We start from the raw sequence: 17404 nt of genomic DNA on the forward strand, positions 1-17404 counted from the left end.
GAAGTTGGTGTCAGGCGCCGACGGCGCCATTAAGCTCCGACAGCGGCGAGCTCGGCCTCGATGGCCGCCTCGAGCCGCTCCCGGACCTCGGGGACGGAGATCTTCTGCAGCACCTCGAAGAAGAAGCCGCGCACCACCAGACGGCGGGCGACGTCCTCCGGGATACCGCGCGACCGCAGGTAGAACAGCTGCTCGTCGTCGAAACGGCCGGTGGCCGAGGCGTGTCCGGCCCCGACGATCTCACCGGTCTCGATCTCCAGGTTCGGCACCGAATCGGCGCGCGCACCGTCGGTGAGCACCAGGTTGCGGTTCAGCTCGTAGGTGTCGGTGCCCTCGGCGGCCGCCCGGATCAGCACATCGCCGACCCACACGGTGTGCGCGTCCGGCTTGTCCGAGGTCGGATCACCCTGCAGCGCACCCTTGTACTGCACGTTCGACTTGCAGTTGGGCTGCGAGTGATCCACGAGCAGGCGCTGCTCGAAGAACTGACCGTCATCGGCGAAGTACACGCCCAGCAGTTCGGCGTCGCCGCCCGGGCCCGCGTAGCGGACGGTGCCGGTCAGGCGCACCAGATCGCCACCGAGGGTGACATTGGTGTGGCGCAGCACCGCGTCGCGACCCAGCAGGGCGTGGTGCGCGGTGACGTGCACGGTGTCATCGGCCCAGTCCTGCACCACGATCACGTTCAGCGCGGCGCTGTCGCCGAGGATGAATTCCACGTTCTCCGCGTAGGTTCCGCTGCCGCGCTGGTCGATCACGACCGTGGCGCGCGCGAAGTTGCCCAGGCGGATCTGGGTGTGGCCGAAGGCCACCTTGCCCGCGCCCGGACCGGTGATGGTCACGGTGACCGGTTCGGCCACTTCGGTTTCCGCGCCGACCGACACGACGGTCGCCTGCTCGAAACCGGAGTACGCCTGCGCGGCAACACGATCGGTGGGGGTGCCGCCCTGGCCCAGGCGGGCGTCGGCGCGGTCCACGGTCTCGGCGGTGACGCCGGCGGGGGCGGTCACCTCGACGGTGGCCTGACCGTCACGAACGGCGGTGCCGTCGTGCAGGCCGTTGAGTCGGCGCATCGGGGTGAAACGCCACGCCTCGTCACGACCCGACGGGATTTCGAAGGCGTTCACGTCGAACGACGCGAAAACCTCACCCTTGTTCAGGGCAGGGGTACGAGCCTCAGCGGCCTCGGCAACGTTGTCGACGGCCATCAGCCGACGGCTCCTTCCATCTGCAGTTCGATCAGGCGGTTCAGTTCCAGGGCGTACTCCATCGGGAGCTCCTTGGCGATGGGCTCCACGAAGCCGCGCACCACCATGGCCATCGCCTCGTCCTCGGTCAGACCGCGCGACATCAGGTAGAACAGCTGGTCCTCGGACACCTTCGAGACGGTCGCCTCGTGGCCCATGGTCACGTCGTCCTCGCGGATGTCGACGTAGGGGTAGGTGTCGGAGCGGGAGATGTTGTCCACCAGCAGCGCGTCACACTTCACGGTCGACTTCGAGCCGTACGCGCCCTTGTTCACCTGCACCAGGCCGCGGTACGAAGCACGGCCACCGCCGCGCGCCACCGACTTGGAGATGATGTTCGAGGAGGTGTTCGGCGCCAGGTGCAGCATCTTCGCACCGGTGTCCTGGTGCTGGCCCTCACCGGCGAACGCGATGGAGAGCACCTCGCCCTTGGCGTGCTCACCGGTCATCCACACGGCCGGGTACTTCATGGTGACCTTGGAGCCGATATTGCCGTCGACCCACTCCATGGTCGCGCCCGCCTCGGCCTTGGCGCGCTTGGTCACCAGGTTGTAGACGTTGTTCGACCAGTTCTGGATCGTGGTGTAGCGGCAGCGGCCGCCCTTCTTCACGATGATCTCCACGACCGCCGAGTGCAGCGAGTCCGAGGAGTAGATGGGCGCGGTGCACCCCTCGACGTAGTGGACGTAGGCGTCCTCGTCGACGATGATCAGCGTCCGCTCGAACTGACCCATGTTCTCGGTGTTGATGCGGAAGTACGCCTGCAGCGGGATGTCCACGTGCACGCCCGGCGGCACGTAGATGAACGAGCCACCCGACCACACCGCGGAGTTCAGCGCGGAGAACTTGTTGTCACCCGAGGGGATGACCGAGCCGAAGTACTTCTGGAACAGCTCGGGGTGTTCCTTGAGACCGGTGTCGGTGTCGAGGAAGATGACGCCCTGCTTCTCCAGGTCCTCCCGGATGGAGTGGTAGACGACCTCGGACTCGTACTGGGCGGCGACACCGGCGACGAGACGCTGCTTCTCGGCCTCCGGGATGCCCAGCTTGTCGTAGGTGTTCTTGATGTCCTCGGGCAGCTCTTCCCAGGACGCGGCCTGCTTCTCGCTCGAGCGCACGAAGTACTTGATGTTGTCGAAGTCGATGCCCTCGAGGTTGGAACCCCAGTGCGGCATGGGCTTCTTGTCGAAGATGCGCAGTGCCTTGAGGCGGAAGTCGAGCATCCACTCGGGCTCGCTCTTCTTGGCCGAGATGTCGCGAACGACGTCCTCGGACAGTCCGCGCTTGGCAGCGGCACCGGCGACATCCTTGTCGGCCCAGCCGTACTCGTAGGTACCCAGGGACGCGATGGTCTCTTCCTGGGACAGAGGCGGAACCTGGGCAGCAGCAGATTCGCGGCTCGCCGCGGCGGTCGTCGTCATTCGGCACTCCTTCCGGAGTCATGTGTAGAAGTCGTTGCGGGCTGCACAACGGGGGTCTGGGCGGAACTGTCGGGGGCGGTATCGGGCATAGCGGGCGAAGCAATGAGGGGAACGTGCGTGGTGCACGCGCAGTCACCGTTGGCGATGGTCGCCAGGCGCTGCACATGCGTGCCGAGAATCGCGCGGAAGGCCTCCAGCTCGGCCGCGCACAACTCCGGGAACTCCTCGGCGACGTGCGAGACCGGGCAGTGGTGCTGGCAGATCTGCACGCCCGCGCCGACCTTCCGGGTCGAGGCCGCGAACCCGGCGTCGGTGAACGCTTCCGCGATCTCCTCCGCCTTGGCCTCGGTCTCGGCCGGGGCGTGGACGGCGAGATCGCCGACCCCGGCCACGATGGCCGCCACCCGCTTGCGCGCGAAATCGGCGATGGCCTGATCGCCGCCGATCTCCCGCAACTGCCGCATGGCCGCTCCGGCGAGGTCATCGTAGGCGTGCTGCAGGCGGCCCCGGCCGGTGGCCGTCAGCTGGTACTGCTTGGCGGGACGCCCGCGGCCCTTCTGCTGCCACGGCGCCGACCTGGTCGCCTGCGCCTCACCCGACTCGATGAGCGCGTCCAGATGCCGCCGCACGCCTGCCGGGCTCAGACCCAGCCGCTGGCCGATGGCGGTCGCGGTGATCGGGCCCTCTTCCAACAGCAGCTTGACGACGGCTTCGCGTGTGTGTCCCTCACCCGCCGGCCCGGACACGACAACAGACCGGGCACCGTCGTGCTGGTGCCCGGTTTGTTCCGCATTCCGCAAACCCACGGTTTTCACAACACAAGTGTGACGGAATTCCATTCCTCGATCCAGTAAGGGTCCCCTGACCGGAAATCCGCGACCTGGGAATATGGCGTCAGGTGTGAGCTGGCACACCATATACATCCCGGCAATTCGGAAATCAGGGCCGGTCACGCGGGGTTCTGGACGGTGTGAACAGTGTGCTCGTAGTGGGTGGGACGGGAAATGTCGGCCGCCGGGCGGTCGCGGAACTGACGGCCGCGGGGGTGCGGACCCGGGCCCTGGTCCGGGATCCGGCAGCCGCCGGGCTTCCCGCGGGGGTGGAGGTGGTGCGCGGTGATCTGGCCGAGCCGAGCTCGCTGATGGCGGCCGCGGACGGGGTCGATTCCGTATTGCTCATCTGGCCGTTCCACGGGACCGAGCCGGCCGAGAGCGCGGTGCGGGCGTTGGGCGCGTCAGGTGGGCGGCTGGTGTATCTGTCCTCGACCACCGTGAACGACCAAGGGCCGCAATCGGATCTGATTCCCCTGGTGCACGCGGAGATGGAGGCGGTGGTCGAGGCCCATGCCTCGGAGTGGACGGTGCTGCGCGCTGACACCCTCGCCTCCAATGCGCTGAGCTGGGCGGGACAGATTCGCGCGGGTGCGGTGGTGCGCGGGTTCGAGGTCGCGCCGAGCGCGGTCGTGCACGAAGGCGATGTCGCCGCGGTGGCGGCGCGGCTGCTCACCGAATCCGGCCATGCCGGGCGGAAATACCTCGTGACCGGGCCGCGGGTGGTCGACCGGACCGAGCACGTCGAGGCCATCGGGGCGGCGCTGGGACGGGCGCTGCGATTCGAGGCGCAGCCCCTGGACGAAGCGCGCGAGTCGATGACCGCGGCCGGACTGCCCGCGCATCTGATCGAGGTGCTGTTGTCCATGGCCGAATTCCGGCCGCCCTCCGACCTGGTCACCGACGTGGTCGCCGACCTCACCGGGCGGCCAGCGCGGGATATCCGGGACTGGGCCGTCGAGCACGCGTCGGCATTCCGGTAGCCGACCGGTCACTCGCGGGCGGGCCGGGGAGAAAACGGGGTGCGTGGCCGGAGAAAATTCGGCGGGCGGGCATAAGTTCGACGCTGATCGAATTAGTACTGAGAGGCGGTCGGACCCCGCCCGCCCTTCGCCGAACACCCGATCCACGAAAGCCGGTGCCAGCATGCCCTTCGCCGTATCCATCCTCGACCTGGCGACGGTCGCGCCCGGGCAGACCGCGCGCGACAGCTTCCAGCACAGCGTGGCGCTGGCGCGGGCCGCGGAGAGCAGCGGATATCGGCGGGTCTGGTACGCGGAGCACCACAATATGAAGTCGATCGCGTCGAGTGCGACCAGCGTGCTCATCGGGTACGTGGCCGCGCACACCGACAGCATCCGGCTCGGTGCCGGCGGGGTGATGCTGCCGAACCACTCGCCGCTGGTGATCGCCGAGCAGTTCGGGACGCTCGAATCGCTGTATCCGGGCCGGATCGACCTGGGGCTGGGCCGGGCGCCGGGCAGCGATCAGGAGACCATGCGGGCGCTGCGGCGCAATCCGTCCTCCGCGGACACCTTCCCGCAGGACGTGCTCGAATTGCAGGGGTTCCTCAGCGGCAACAGCCGGATTCCCGGGGTGCAGGCGGTGCCGCGGGCGGAAGGCGTTGTGCCGCTCTACATTCTGGGGTCGTCGTTGTTCGGGGCGCAGCTGGCCGCGCATCTGGGGCTGCCGTACGCGTTCGCCTCGCACTTCGCGCCGGACGCGTTGCATCAGGCGGTCAGTGAGTATCGAGAGCGGTTCCGGCCGTCGGAGCAGTTGGCCGAGCCGTATGTGATGGCGGGCGTGAACGTGTTCGCCGCCGCGGATCGGGACGCGGCCGAGGAGCAGAAGACGATCTCGTATCGAGCGCGCACGCGGGCCTTCATCAAGCGCGGCGCGGCGGGAATGGACTTCTCCGATGAGGAGATCGACGCGTTCCTGGCCTCACCCAATGGCCGTCACCTGGCGGCGATGACCACCTACACCGCGGTGGGCACGCCCGACGACGTGGTCGATTACCTCGACGATTTCGCGGCCGGGATCCAGGCCGACGAACTGATCCTGGCGCACCACGCGCAGGGCATCGAGGATCGGGTGCGGTCGGTGGAGCTCACCGGGGCGGCGGTGGCCGCGCGCGAATCCCTCTCGCCCCGAACCTGATCCGGGGCCAGGCTCAGGGGCGCGGGATATTGCGGAGGTTGGAGCGGGCCATGTCGATCATCCGGCCGACGCCGCCCGCCAGCACGATCTTCCCGGCGGCCAGGGCGAAGCCCTTCACCTGGGCGGCATCGATTCTCGGCGGCAGCGACAGCGCGTTCGGGTCGGTGACGACGTCGACCAGCATCGGCCCGGGTTCGGCGAACGCCTTGGTCAGCGCGGCGCGCACCTGGGCGGGATCGGTGACCCGGATCGACGGCATGCCCACGGCCGCCGCGATATCGGCGTAGTTCACCGGCTCCTGATCGGTGCCGTAGTCGGGCAGGCCGTCGACGAGCATCTCGAGTTTGACCATGCCGAGCGTGGAATTGTTGAACACCACGATCTTCACCGGCAGCCGATGCCGCCAGACGGTCAGCAACTCCCCCATCAGCATGGCCAGCCCGCCGTCACCCGACAGCGAGATCACCTGCCGCCCGGGGAAAGCCGTCTGCGCGCCGATCGCGTGCGGCAGCGCGTTGGCCATGGTGCCGTGCCGCCAGGAGCCGATGATGCGCCGGCGGCCGTTGGGGGTCAGGTAGCGGGCGGCCCAGACATTGCACATCCCGGTGTCGACGGTGAAAACCGCGTCGCCGTCGGCGATTTCGTCGATCAGCGACGCGACGTACTCCGGATGGATGGGCGTGTGGTGGTCGATGTCGTGGGTGTAGGCGTCCACCACGTGCTCGAGGGCGGAGGCGTGGCGGCGCAGCATGTCGTCGAGGAAGGCGCGGCTCGGTTTCTGGTGCAGCAGCGGCAGCACCGCGTCGATGGTCGCGGCCACATCCCCGTGCACGGCGACGTCGACGATCGCGCGGCGGCCGATGCGGGCCGGATCGCGGTCGATCTGGGCGACGCGACCATCCTGCGGCAGGAAGGTGTCGTAGGGGAAATCGGTGCCGAGCAGGATCAGCAGATCCGCTTCGTGGGTGGCCTCGTACGCCGCCCCGTAACCGAGCAGGCCGCTCATGCCGACGTCGTAGGGGTTGTCGAACTGGATCCACTCCTTGCCGCCGAGGGCGTGGCCGATCGGGGCGTGCAGGCGCTCGGCCAGGGCCATGACCCGCGCGTGCGCGCCGCGGACACCCGCGCCCGCGAACAGCGCGACGGTGTCGGCGTCATTGACGGCCTCGGCGAGCCGGTCGACCTGCTCGGCGGGCGGGACCACGGTGGCCGCGGCGGACACCAGATCCGAAGGGCGGCCCCGGTTCTCGGCGTCGGCGCTGAGCACATCGCCCGGTACGACCAGCACCGAGACGCCGCGGCGGCCGAGGGCGGTCTGCATGGCGATGGTGGCCAGGCGCGGCAGCTGCGCGGGAGTGCTCACCATCTCGCAGAAGTGGCTGCACTCCACGAAGAGTCGTTCGGGGTGGGTCTCCTGGAAGAAGCCGGTGCCGATCTCGTGACTGGGGATGTGCGAGGCGATCGCCAGCACCGCGGCGCCATTGCGGTGCGCGTCGTAGAGGCCCTGGATGAGGTGGGTGTTGCCGGGTCCGCAGCTGGCCGCGCAGACGGCGAGGCGACCGGTGAGGACCGATTCCGCGCCCGCGGCGAAAGCGGCGCTCTCCTCGTTGTGGCAGTGCACCCAGTCGATGCCCGCGGTGCGGCGCAGCGCGTCGACGAAGGGATTCAGACTGTCGCCGACCAGGCCGTAGACCCGTTGGACCCCGGCGGCGGCGAGGGCGTCCACCAACTGACTGGCAACCGAGTTCCGGCCCATCATCGCTCCGTTCGCCGTGCCGGGACCGAGCATGATCGAAGGTCACTGTAACCGAATTCGGCCAGTCGAGTAGCTAGATGGTTGCCGAATCGTCGGTTTCCGCGGGCTCACGGGAGGCGAACCGGCGATCGGAAGGACGAGTCGCCCAGGAGACGGCCGTCAGCGTGGCCATCACCAGCAGGATCGGCACCTCGATCAGCTTCTCCCCGGTGGTCAGGTGCGAGGCGATGGCTCCGGTGTAGACGAAGAAGGCCCCGGCATAGGCCCACTCCTTCACCAGCGGCAGCCGCGGGGCCAGCAGCGCCGCCGCGCCGAGCAGCTTCCAGACGCCCAGGATGACCAGGAAGTAGGTCGGATAGCCCAGGGCCGCCACGACCTCGCGGACATTCGCGGTCCGGGCGACATCCCACCAGCCGCCCACCGCCAGTTCGGCGGCGACCAGCACGGTCGAGGTCCAGTAGACGATGACGCGGTCGGGAACGATTCGTGTGACGATGGTGTGTGTAGTCATGTCACCGCGACGTTCGGCGAGCACGAAATATGTCGGTCAGCGACTCCGGATCCCCCGCAGCCCGATTCGAGCGGCGGAGGCCCCGGCTGACCGCGCAGGCCTTCCGGATGCTCGGCGCGTCCGGTGAGGCCGAGGACGCGGTGCAGGACACGTGGATGCGGTTGAGCCGCACCGATATCGGCACCATCCGCAATCTGGACGGCTGGCTCACCACCGCGCTCTCCCGGATCTGCCTGGATGCGCTGCGGGCGCGGCGAGTCGACGACCGGTTCCCGCTCGGGCCCGGCGCGCCGGAGCCGTTTCCCGAGGCCGCCATCCTGGAAACCCCGGAGGACCGGGCGATTCTCACCGACGAACTGGAACGGGCGGTGCTGGTGCTGCTGCGGCGGCTGCCGCCCGCCGAACGGGTCGCTTTCGTTCTGCACGACATGTTCGCGGTGCCGTTCTACGAGATCGGCGAGATCCTGGACCGAACGCCGAACGCGGCCCGACTGCTGGCCAGTCGGGCCCGGCACCGGGTGCTCGACGACGGCGACGGTCTACGGCCCGAGGCGCTGCGGGAGCACCGGATCGTGCGGGCCTTCCTGGCCGCGGTCCGGGCCGGGGACATCGAGGCGGCGCTGACCGTGCTGGATCCGGACGTGGTGGTGTCCGCCGATCGGGTGGCCGCGCCCGGATCCGTGCCGGTCACCGCGCAGGGCACGCGCGTGGTGGCCCGGCTGGCGGCCGGTTTCGCACGGCGCGAGGAGTTCTCGGCGGTCATCCGGATCGACGGGCGCCCGGGCGCGCTGGTGGTACAGCACGGTCAATCGCCGGAGGTCATGGTCTTCGCCGTCGACGGTGAGCGGATCACCGCCATCGACGTGATCGCCGAGCCGGAGGTGCTGGCTCGCCTGCGGCTCACGGTGCCCGATTTCGCCGCGTGATCGCCTCAGGGCGAATGCGCCTCGACGGCAACGGCTTCGGCGAGACTCAGACGCAGCAACCGGGCCATGGACTCCGACACCGTGTGCAGCGGTTCATCGGTGCGACGCACCCGGGCCAGGATGGTCGCGCCCTCGTAGGCCGCGACCACCGTGGTGGCCAGCCCCCGCGCCTCCCCCGGCTCCAGACCCAGCTCGATCAGCAGTTCGGAGAATCCGCGCCCGATGGCCTCGAAGGCCGAAACGCACGCGGTACGCACCGATTCGACATCGCTGCCACCGTCGAGGGCGGGCGTGCCGACCGGACAGCCGGTGGTCCAATCGGTCTCGTCCAGCTTGCCGGCCATGAAATCGAACAGCGTTGCCACGGTGCCGAACACATCGCCGGGCGCCTGCCGGATCATGCGGCCGAACAGCACCCCCGTGCCGGTGATGGCCGCGACCGCGATCTCCTCCTTGCCGCCCGGAAAGTGGTGGTAGATCGACCCATACGGCAGCCCCGCCGCCTCGCTCAGCTTTTTCAGCCCGAATCCGTGGTAGCCGTGCCGGGCCAGCAACCCGGCCGCGGCCGCCTCGATTCGCCGTTTCGAATCCGACACCATTCATCCAGGGTATGAGCGGGGTCCGACAGCGGCAGGGCGAATCGTGTTCGGGCAGCGGATCAACCGGGCGTGAACTGCCCGGATCCGGGTCCGATCAGCTCAGGGCGGCGATGGCCGCGCCCAGCTTGGCGGCGGCGGTGTCGGCCACCTCCCGCAGCCCCGGATCACCCGCGACCTGCACCATGAGCTGCGGATCCATCGCCTCCACCAGCACCGCGCCCGCGCGTGAACGATCTTCGCGCACAACCACATTGCACGGCAGCAGCAGCCCGATCTGGCGGTCGACACCGAGCGCGGCGTGGGCCAGCGGCGGGTTGCAGGCGCCGAGAATGAGGTAGTCCTCCAGATCGGCGTCGAGCTTCTGCTTCATGGTGGCGGTGACGTCGATCTCGGTGAGGATGCCGAAACCCTGCTCGGACAGGGCCTTCCGGGTGCGCTCCACCGCGGTGGCGAAATCGGTGTAGAGGGTGGTCGACAGGGCGAGGGTCATCAGGCGGTCCTTTCCGTTGCGGGAGTGCCGGTCCGTGGCACGCCCAGGCGGCGCAGCAGCAGGGTCATCGGGCACCAGCCCGCGAACCCATAGAGCAGCAGGTTGGCCGCCACGAACGTGGTCAGCAGCAGCCACCAGGGCGAGAACGCGAGCACCAGCGCGATGCTGAGCAGCACCATGGTTCCGGCCACGACCGGCACGATGCGGTCGATGGTCCAGCGGCGGGTCGCGGTCATCATGACTTCCTTTCGATCCCGGCGTCAGGCGAGCGCCAGGAAGAGTTTTTCCAGTTCCTCGACCGTCATCGGCTCCGAACCCTCGGCCTGTTCGCCGGTCAGGCAGTCGCGCAGACCGGTGGCGACGATCTTGAAGCCGGCGCGGTCCAGCGCCCGCGACACCGCGGCGAGCTGGGTGACCACGTCCTTGCAGTCGCGGCCCTGCTCGATCATCGAGATCACGCCCGCGAGCTGGCCGTGTGCGCGGCGCAGGCGGTTGAGGACCAGTGCGATGCTGTCTTCGTCGCCGATCATGAGGGTTCCTTCCCTGAGTTCGATGACTCCATCATACCCCTGGGGGTATGTGAGGGCCGTGAGAGCAGGCTCACCGTTTTCCCACGGCCCCCACCGTTCGGTGCGCGACGCCGATATCTCAGTGCGCGAAGCTGATATCCGGCAGCACCTTGCGCAACCAGCGCGGCGACCACCAGGCGGCATGCCCCGTCAGACGCAACAGCACCGGCAGCAGGATCAAGCGGATCAGCACGGCGTCCAGCAGCACGGCCACGCCGAGGATGATGCCCATCTCCTTCGGCGGCAGCGGATCGGCCAGGGCGAAGGTGAAGAACACCGCCACCATGACCGCCGCCGCGGCCGCGATCACCCGGCCCGAATGCGCGATGCCGTCGATATGGGCCACCGCCGGATCACCCGAGCGCTCGTAATGCTCCTTCGCCGTGGCCAGCAGGAACACGGTGTAATCCATGGCGATCGCGAAGATCATGGCGAAGAAGAACACCGGACCCCAGCCGTCCAGGAAGCCCTGCGGGGTGAAACCGAGCAGGCTCGCGCCGTGGCCGTCCTGGAAGACCAGCTTGGCCACGCCGAACGCGGCCGCGGTGGACAGCAGGCTGACGCCCGCGCCGAGCAGCGCGATGAGCGGGGCGCGCAGGGCGACCAGCAGGAGCAGGAAGCCCAGCACCAGGATGATGCCGACGACCAGGGGCAGGTAGTCGTTCAGCGCCTGCTGCAGGTCCAGGTTCTCGGCGACCGCGCCGCCGACCAGTGCGTCAGCCGGCAGGGCCGAGCGCAGAGAGTCGACGATGTCGCCCATGACCGGATCGGAGGGATCCACGGTCGGAGTCGCCTGGATCATGACCAGTCCACTGCCGTCGCCCGCGGGCTGCGGCGGGGAGACCATGCCGATCCGGCTGTCCGAGGCCGCGATTCGCGTGACATCGCCGGCGTCGGAGGCCGGGGCCACGATCTGCAGCATGCCCGGTGCGCCCAGCCCGAATTCGCGCTGCACCAGTTCGTAGCCCTGGCGCACGGACGACTCCGCGGGCACCACCTGAATCGAGGGCATGGCCACCTTCAGGCTCGTCACCGGAATCGCGAGCGCGATCAGCACCAGTAGCGAACCGATGGCGAACGGCCACGGGTGGCGGTGCAGCAGCTCCCCCCATTTCGCGAAAACGGGCGAACGATGCTGCTGGCGCGCCACATACGGCAGCGAGCCCGCGTTCACCCGCTTGCCCAGCGCGCCGAGCACGGCGGGCAACAGGGTCAGCGTCGCCAGCAGGACGAACGAGACCGCGAACATGATGCCGACCGCCATGGTCCGCACGGCGGGCGCGGGCACCACCAGCACCGCCGACAGGCTGACCAGCACGGTCAGGCCGGAGAGCAGGACCGCCTTGCCCGCGGTCGCCATGGTGACCGCGACCGCGGTGCGGGGCGGGGTGTCGCCGCGGATGGCGTCGCGGAAGCGCGAGACCAGGAACAACGCGTAGTCGATGCCCAGGGCGAGGGCGAACATCATGGCGAAGTTCATGGCCCACACCGAGATCGGCGTGATCTGATTGAGCAGCACCAGGCCGCCCGCGGAGGCGATCAGGCCGGTGAGGGTCAGCAGCAGCGGCAGTCCGGCGGCCACCAGGGAGCCGAAGGCCAGCACCATGATCGCCAGAGTGACCGGCCAGGAGAACATCTCGGCCTTCATCATGGCGTCGTGGTTGGCCTTGTTGAAGTCGCTCCACAGCGCCGAGGCGCCGGTCGGGTAGATGTCGAAGCCGTCGGCGGAGAGCGCTGTCAGCTTCGGGCCGAGGTCGGTGACCGCGGTGACCATGTCGTCGGTGCTCGCGTTCGCGCCCGCCAGCAGGATGCCGGTGTGGCCGTCGCGGCTCACCGATTGACCGGGGACGGGCGCCACGATCGCGCCGAAACGGCTGTCCGCCCGCAGGACCGCGGTGATGTCGGTGACCAGGCGCTGCGCGTCCCGGCTGTCCATGGTCGCGGTGTCGGAGTGGATCACCACCTGCACCGCGGCGGCCGAGTTGCCGCCGAAGTGTTCCTGCGCGAGATCGCGGACCTGCACGGATTCCGAGCCGTCGGCCTGCCAGCCCGCCCCCGCGAGGGAGTCGAACACCGAGGGCGCGGCCGCGCCGAGGGCCACCGACAGGATCAGCCAGAAGCCGAACACCCAGCGGGCGCGGTCGGCCATGACCGCGCCGAGGCGGCCCAGGAAACCGCCGGGGGCGGCCGTGCTCGGAGAAGCGTCGGCGACGCCGACTGTCGTACTTCGCATCTGAGACTTCCTTCCATACCCCCTGGGGTATGTCACGACTATACCCCCTGGGGTATATGAAGCAAGCGGGTGTGACCGACGGCAACCATCGGGCACACCCTCGACCCCCCGCTACGGCCATGCGATCGGCGTCCGACCCGCGGCTCCGGACTAGGCTTCGGTCCTGTGGCGGTAGCGGAAGGCGCGGGGCGCAGAGTCATCGATATCGGACGCCGGGCCCTGGGCCTGGACGTCCCTGCCGCCGACCACACCGTCGCCGTGCTGCACAGCGTCGACCACGACGTGCCCGGCCTGGACCGGCGAGAAACCCTGCAGCTGATGCGAATCCGGCTGCTCGGGGCGACCGGCGCGGTCATCATGGCGATCTCGGCGCTCGGCGTCGGCGCGCAGCCGGTGCATCAGAACCCGACCTCCGGGCTGCGGGTGCTCGGCTTCTTCGCCCGCGCCGGCACCTCGACGCTGGCCATGTGCATGATCGGCACCGTCCTGGTGATCATGGCGTGGCTGCTGCTGGGGCGCTTCGCGGTCGGCGGGTGGGGCGGGGATCCGCGGCACCGGCTCAGCCGCTCACAGATGGATCGGACGCTGCTGCTGTGGATCATTCCGCTCAGCGTCGCGCCGCCCATGTTCAGCAATGACGTGTATTCGTATCTGGCGCAGAGCGAGATCGCGAACCGCGGCCTGGACCCCTATTCCGTCGGGCCGGTCGACGGGCTCGGGCTCGACAATGTGCTGACCAACAACGTGCCCAATATCTGGCGCTCCACCGCCGCGCCCTACGGTCCGCTGTTCCTCTGGATGGGCCGCGGGATCGCGCAGATCACCGGCGACAACATCGTGCTCGGCGTGTGGCTGCACCGGGCGCTCGCGCTGGCGGGCGTCGCCTTGATCGTGTGGGCGCTGCCGCGGCTCTCGCGCCGCTGCGGGGTCGCGCCGGTGAGCGCGCTGTGGCTGGGCGCGGCCAATCCGCTGGTGCTGTTCCACCTGGTCGGCGGGGTGCACAATGACGCGCTCATGCTCGGGCTGATGCTGGCGGGCCTGGAGTTCTGCCTGCGGGCCATCGACGACACACCGGAATTCGATCGGCGGGCCTGGGCGCTGCTGGTGTTCGGCACGGTGGTGATCACCTTGTCCTCGGCGGTGAAGATCACCTCGCTGGTGTGCCTCGGATTCGTGGGCATGGCCTTGGCGCGGCGCTGGGGGCGCGGGCTCAAACAGGTGCTGCTGGCCGGTGCGGTGCTCGGCGCGGTCGCCTTGGCGACCACGCTGTTCGTGAGTTTCGCCAGCGGTCTCGGGTTCGGCTGGGTCAATACCGTCGGCACGGCGACCGCGGTGCGCAGCTACCTCTCGCTGCCGACGGCCATCGGGATCATCACCGGATTCGGCGGCGTCCTGCTCGGTCTGGGCGACCACACCACCGCGCTGCTCGACATCACCCGGCCCATCGCCGAATCCGTCGCGGGTTTCGTGACCTTGCGCATGCTCATCGCCGCCTGGACCGGACGCCTGAATCCGATCGGCGCACTGGGTGTTTCGCTCGGCGCGATCGTGCTGCTCTTCCCGGTCGTGCAACCCTGGTACCTGTTGTGGGCGATCGTCCCTCTCGCCGCGTGGGCGAACCGCCCCGCCTTCCGGGTCCCGGCGGTCGTGTTGTCGGTGATCGTCTCGGTGATGGTGATGCCGCGCGGCGCCGACTTCTACGTCTTCCAGATCGTCGAATCGGCCATCGCCACCCTGATCGTCGGCGGCTCCCTGATCTTCCTCACCCGAAATGTGCTGCCGTGGCGCAATCAGCCGGGGGTGTCGGCTCGGTCACAGCAGCCCACGCCCTACGGTGTCTCATCGTGACCGCAGCTTCCGGACCCGCCGTACGCGTCGACGGCGTCGTGAAACGCTACGGCGAGACCACCGCGGTCGACGGCATCAGCTTCGACATCGAACGCGCGCAGGTGCTGGCCCTGCTCGGACCCAACGGGGCCGGCAAGACGACCACCACCGAGATGTGCGAGGGGTTCGTGTCGCCCGACGCCGGGCGCGTGCGGGTGCTGGGGCTCGACCCGATCGCCGACTCCGATCAGCTGCGACCGCGCATCGGGGTGATGCTGCAGGGCGGCGGCGCGTATCCGGGATCCAAGGCCGGGGAGATGCTCGATCTCGTCGCGTCCTACTCCGCGAATCCGCTCGATCCGGCCTGGTTGCTGGACACCCTCGGGCTCAAAGACGCTCGGCGGACACCGTATCGGCGACTGTCGGGCGGGCAGCAGCAGCGGCTCGCGCTGGCGTGCGCGCTGGTCGGGCGGCCCGAGATCGTGTTCCTCGACGAGCCGACCGCCGGATTGGACGCGCAGGCGCGGCATCTGGTGTGGGAGCTCATCGACGCGCTGCGCCGCGACGGGGTCAGCGTGCTGCTCACCACGCACATGATGGACGAGGCCGAACAGCTCGCCGACCAGCTGGTCATCATCGACCACGGGCGGGTCGTCGCCCAGGGCACGCCCGCCGAGGTCACCTCGCACGGCGCCGAAGGCCGGTTGGCGTTCACCGCGCCCCCGAAACTCGATCTGTCGCTGCTGGAAGCCGCGCTGCCGGAAGGGTTCACCCCGCGCGAGACCGCGCCCGGCTCCTACCTGCTGCAAGGCGACATCACCCCGCAGGTGCTGGCCACCATGACCGCGTGGTGCGCGCGAATCGACGTGCTGCCCACCGACATTCGCATCGACCAGCGCCGGCTGGAAGACGTGTTCCTCGAACTGACCGGGCGGGAGCTGCGCGGGTGACCGAGACCGAGAACCGATTCGCGGCGGGCACCTTCTCCCCCGCGCCGCAGCCGACCACGCGCGCGAAGATGCTGGCGGCGCAGACGCGCATGGAGCTGATCCTGTTGCTGCGCAACGGGGAACAGCTGCTGCTCACCATGTTCATTCCGATCACGCTGCTGATCGGGTTGACGCTGCTGCCGGTCAGCGGGCTGGGCGAGCATCGGGTGGATCGGGTCGTGCCCGCGGTGATGATGGTGGCGATCATGTCGACCGCGTTCACCGGGCAGGCCATCGCGGTCGGGTTCGACCGGCGATACGGAGCGTTGAAGCGGCTCGGGGCGACTCCCCTGCCGCGGTGGGGCATCGTCGCGGGCAAGTGCTCGGCGGTGCTGATCGTGGTGGTGTTGCAGTCGATTCTGCTGGGCGGCATCGGGCTCGCGCTCGGCTGGCGGCCGTCGCCGGCCGGGCTGCTGCTGGGCGCGGTGGTGATCGGGATCGGGACCGCGACCTTCGCGGCGCTGGGGCTGCTGCTGGGCGGGACGCTCAAGGCCGAGGTGGTGCTGGCGCTGGCCAACATCCTGTGGTTCGTGATGCTCGGGACCGCGAGCCTGGTGTTCATGTCCGACGACCTGCCGCACGCCGTCAGCGTGATCGCGCGGATCATTCCGTCGGGCGCGCTGTCGGAGTGCCTGGATCGGGCGATGCGCACCAGCGTCGACTGGTACGGGCTGGCGGTGCTCGCGGGCTGGGGTGGGCTGGCGGGGTGGCTGGCCACCCGGTTCTTCAAGTTCGACTGACCCCCGGCCGCGAAACCCGGTCCGCGACCGGGTGTTTAACGACACGTTGTAGTAGGGCGGGTGACGGGGCGAAATACGCCCCCGCTACCATCGGTGCGTGCTGTCTCGCGCCTTCCAGCGACTTGCCGACCTGTTCCCGATGCCCTCCTTGCGGGTGCAGCGGCTGATCGCCTTCCTGGTCATCCTGTCCCAGGCCGGAATCTCGGTGACCGGCGCGGTCGTCCGCGTCACCGCTTCGGGCCTGGGCTGCCCCACCTGGCCGCAGTGCTTCCCCGGCAGCTTCGTGCCGACCGCGGTGGCCGAGGTGCCGGTGGTGCATCAGGTCGTCGAATTCAGCAATCGGCTGCTGACTTTCGTGGTGACGCTGGCCGCGGCCGCGATCGTGCTCGCGGTCACCCGGGCGCGGCGGCGGCGCGAGGTACTGATCTTCGCGTGGCTGATGCCCGGCGGCACCGTGCTGCAGGCCGTGATCGGCGGCATCACCGTGCGCACCGGGCTGCTGTGGTGGACGGTCGCGGTGCACCTGCTGGCCTCCATGCTGATGGTGTGGCTGGCGACGCTGCTGTGGGCCAAGGTCGGCGAACCCGACGACGGCATCGACACCGTGCAGGTGCCGCGGCCGCTGCGGCTGCTCACCGGGCTCAGCGGTGTCGCGCTCACCGCGACGCTCATCGCGGGCACCCTGGTCACCGGCGCGGGCCCGCACGCGGGCGACAAGAGCGTCGAGAAGCCGGTCGAACGGTTGCAGGTCGAGATCGTCACCCTGGTGCACCTGCACGGCGAACTCCTCGTCGCCTACCTCGCGCTGCTGGTCGGCCTGGCCTGCGGTCTCGCCGCGGTAGGCATGAACCGGACCATTCGCAACCGGCTGATCCTGGTGATCGCGCTGGTGTGCGCGCAGGCGCTGGTCGGCATCGTGCAGTACTTCACCCACGTGCCCGCGGCGCTGGTCGCCTTCCACGTCGGCGGCGCGGCCGCCTGCACCGCGGCGACCGCCGCCCTGTGGGCCGCATTGCGGACCCGGGAACCGCTGCCCACCTCGGCGCCGGCGCCGGCGGGCCAGACCGCGGCGTAGGTCCCCGCCGACTCGACCGCCTGCCGCTGGG

At 69.4% G+C, this 17404-nt stretch carries 17 protein-coding genes; 7 read left to right on the forward strand and 10 right to left on the reverse strand.

The features are described from left to right. Window positions 1-29 precede the first annotated feature (29 nt). The 3 genes from sufD to ACWELJ_RS03010 are packed head-to-tail and all read right to left on the reverse strand — an operon-like array spanning window position 30 to window position 3507. The gene (sufD, locus tag ACWELJ_RS03000) at window positions 30-1208 is read right to left on the reverse strand and encodes a Fe-S cluster assembly protein SufD (protein ID WP_452364498.1); all 1179 of its coding nucleotides are present in this window, start codon (window positions 1206-1208) and stop codon (window positions 30-32) included. Beyond that, window positions 1208-2668, reverse strand: coding sequence for a Fe-S cluster assembly protein SufB (gene sufB, locus ACWELJ_RS03005; protein WP_452364499.1), 1461 nt, complete (start codon window positions 2666-2668; stop codon window positions 1208-1210). The genes sufD and sufB overlap by 1 nt, the downstream gene beginning before the upstream one ends. Next, window positions 2665-3507, reverse strand: coding sequence for a helix-turn-helix transcriptional regulator (locus ACWELJ_RS03010; protein ID WP_452364500.1), 843 nt, complete (start codon window positions 3505-3507; stop codon window positions 2665-2667). Before ACWELJ_RS03010 ends, sufB begins: the two co-directional genes overlap by 4 nt. A gap of 149 nt (window positions 3508-3656) precedes the next feature. Between ACWELJ_RS03010 and ACWELJ_RS03015 the strand changes: the two genes are divergently transcribed. Both ACWELJ_RS03015 and ACWELJ_RS03020 read left to right on the forward strand, forming a co-directional pair. Further along, the gene (locus tag ACWELJ_RS03015) at window positions 3657-4481 is read left to right on the forward strand and encodes an NAD(P)H-binding protein (protein WP_452364501.1); all 825 of its coding nucleotides are present in this window, start codon (window positions 3657-3659) and stop codon (window positions 4479-4481) included. Window positions 4482-4644: 163 nt separating this feature from the next. Next, the gene (locus ACWELJ_RS03020; protein WP_452364502.1) at window positions 4645-5658 is read left to right on the forward strand and encodes an LLM class flavin-dependent oxidoreductase; all 1014 of its coding nucleotides are present in this window, start codon (window positions 4645-4647) and stop codon (window positions 5656-5658) included. 13 nt (window positions 5659-5671) lie between these two features. On the opposite strand, the gene ACWELJ_RS03025 is transcribed toward ACWELJ_RS03020, so the two are convergent. Together ACWELJ_RS03025 and ACWELJ_RS03030 are read right to left on the reverse strand one after the other, a co-directional pair. Further along, a complete protein-coding gene (locus ACWELJ_RS03025; protein WP_452364503.1) occupies window positions 5672-7414 on the reverse strand; it encodes a pyruvate dehydrogenase in 1743 nt (580 codons plus the stop codon). Between the two features lie 73 nt (window positions 7415-7487). Next, entirely contained in the window at window positions 7488-7925 is a 438-nt protein-coding gene (locus tag ACWELJ_RS03030) for a DoxX family protein (RefSeq protein ID WP_452364504.1), read from the reverse strand. A gap of 29 nt (window positions 7926-7954) precedes the next feature. Between ACWELJ_RS03030 and ACWELJ_RS03035 the strand changes: the two genes are divergently transcribed. Then, a complete protein-coding gene (locus ACWELJ_RS03035; protein WP_452364505.1) occupies window positions 7955-8851 on the forward strand; it encodes a sigma-70 family RNA polymerase sigma factor in 897 nt (298 codons plus the stop codon). A 5-nt stretch (window positions 8852-8856) separates the two neighbouring features. On the opposite strand, the gene ACWELJ_RS03040 is transcribed toward ACWELJ_RS03035, so the two are convergent. From ACWELJ_RS03040 to ACWELJ_RS03060, 5 genes are all read right to left on the reverse strand, one after another. Continuing rightward, on the reverse strand, window positions 8857-9450 hold the full coding sequence (locus tag ACWELJ_RS03040) for a TetR/AcrR family transcriptional regulator (protein ID WP_452364506.1): 594 nt from the start codon (window positions 9448-9450) through the stop codon (window positions 8857-8859). Window positions 9451-9544: 94 nt separating this feature from the next. Next, window positions 9545-9940 carry a DUF302 domain-containing protein gene (locus tag ACWELJ_RS03045; protein ID WP_452364507.1) on the reverse strand — a complete coding sequence of 132 codons (396 nt, stop codon included), beginning with the start codon at window positions 9938-9940 and terminating at the stop codon, window positions 9545-9547. Then, window positions 9940-10176, reverse strand: a complete 237-nt coding sequence (locus tag ACWELJ_RS03050; protein WP_452364508.1) for a YgaP family membrane protein — start codon at window positions 10174-10176, stop codon at window positions 9940-9942. Before ACWELJ_RS03050 ends, ACWELJ_RS03045 begins: the two co-directional genes overlap by 1 nt. A gap of 24 nt (window positions 10177-10200) precedes the next feature. Beyond that, window positions 10201-10470 (reverse strand): metal-sensitive transcriptional regulator, encoded by a 270-nt coding sequence (locus ACWELJ_RS03055; protein WP_213556139.1) that lies wholly within the window; start codon window positions 10468-10470, stop codon window positions 10201-10203. Between the two features lie 118 nt (window positions 10471-10588). Beyond that, window positions 10589-12742 (reverse strand): MMPL family transporter, encoded by a 2154-nt coding sequence (locus ACWELJ_RS03060; RefSeq protein WP_452364509.1) that lies wholly within the window; start codon window positions 12740-12742, stop codon window positions 10589-10591. Between the two features lie 165 nt (window positions 12743-12907). On the opposite strand from ACWELJ_RS03060, the gene mptB reads away from it, so the two are divergent. The 4 genes from mptB (at window position 12908) to ACWELJ_RS03080 (ending at window position 17373) form a co-directional block, all read left to right on the forward strand. After that, window positions 12908-14590, forward strand: a complete 1683-nt coding sequence (gene mptB, locus ACWELJ_RS03065; RefSeq protein WP_452364510.1) for a polyprenol phosphomannose-dependent alpha 1,6 mannosyltransferase MptB — start codon at window positions 12908-12910, stop codon at window positions 14588-14590. Beyond that, window positions 14587-15519 (forward strand): ABC transporter ATP-binding protein, encoded by a 933-nt coding sequence (locus ACWELJ_RS03070; protein WP_357083002.1) that lies wholly within the window; start codon window positions 14587-14589, stop codon window positions 15517-15519. Before mptB ends, ACWELJ_RS03070 begins: the two co-directional genes overlap by 4 nt. Further along, entirely contained in the window at window positions 15516-16298 is a 783-nt protein-coding gene (locus ACWELJ_RS03075; RefSeq protein ID WP_452364511.1) for an ABC transporter permease, read from the forward strand. Before ACWELJ_RS03070 ends, ACWELJ_RS03075 begins: the two co-directional genes overlap by 4 nt. Window positions 16299-16395: 97 nt before the next feature. Further along, the gene (locus ACWELJ_RS03080; protein ID WP_452364512.1) at window positions 16396-17373 is read left to right on the forward strand and encodes a COX15/CtaA family protein; all 978 of its coding nucleotides are present in this window, start codon (window positions 16396-16398) and stop codon (window positions 17371-17373) included. Window positions 17374-17404 lie beyond the last annotated feature (31 nt).

It is taken from the genome of Nocardia sp. NPDC004582 (assembly GCF_053602115.1).

Excerpts from the sequence above, each read along its gene's own strand:
- sufD (WP_452364498.1), bottom strand. The coding sequence starts at position 1,208 with ATGGCCGTCGACAACGTTGCCGAGGCCGCTGAGGCTCGTACCCCTGCC.
- sufB (WP_452364499.1), bottom strand. The coding sequence starts at position 2,668 with ATGACGACGACCGCCGCGGCGAGCCGCGAATCTGCTGCTGCCCAGGTT.
- ACWELJ_RS03010 (WP_452364500.1), bottom strand. The coding sequence starts at position 3,507 with ATGGAATTCCGTCACACTTGTGTTGTGAAAACCGTGGGTTTGCGGAAT.
- ACWELJ_RS03020 (WP_452364502.1), top strand. The coding sequence starts at position 4,645 with ATGCCCTTCGCCGTATCCATCCTCGACCTGGCGACGGTCGCGCCCGGG.
- ACWELJ_RS03025 (WP_452364503.1), bottom strand. The coding sequence starts at position 7,414 with ATGGGCCGGAACTCGGTTGCCAGTCAGTTGGTGGACGCCCTCGCCGCC.
- ACWELJ_RS03030 (WP_452364504.1), bottom strand. The coding sequence starts at position 7,925 with ATGACTACACACACCATCGTCACACGAATCGTTCCCGACCGCGTCATC.
- ACWELJ_RS03035 (WP_452364505.1), top strand. The coding sequence starts at position 7,955 with ATGTCGGTCAGCGACTCCGGATCCCCCGCAGCCCGATTCGAGCGGCGG.
- ACWELJ_RS03040 (WP_452364506.1), bottom strand. The coding sequence starts at position 9,450 with ATGGTGTCGGATTCGAAACGGCGAATCGAGGCGGCCGCGGCCGGGTTG.
- ACWELJ_RS03045 (WP_452364507.1), bottom strand. The coding sequence starts at position 9,940 with ATGACCCTCGCCCTGTCGACCACCCTCTACACCGATTTCGCCACCGCG.
- ACWELJ_RS03050 (WP_452364508.1), bottom strand. The coding sequence starts at position 10,176 with ATGACCGCGACCCGCCGCTGGACCATCGACCGCATCGTGCCGGTCGTG.
- ACWELJ_RS03055 (WP_213556139.1), bottom strand. The coding sequence starts at position 10,470 with ATGATCGGCGACGAAGACAGCATCGCACTGGTCCTCAACCGCCTGCGC.
- ACWELJ_RS03060 (WP_452364509.1), bottom strand. The coding sequence starts at position 12,742 with ATGCGAAGTACGACAGTCGGCGTCGCCGACGCTTCTCCGAGCACGGCC.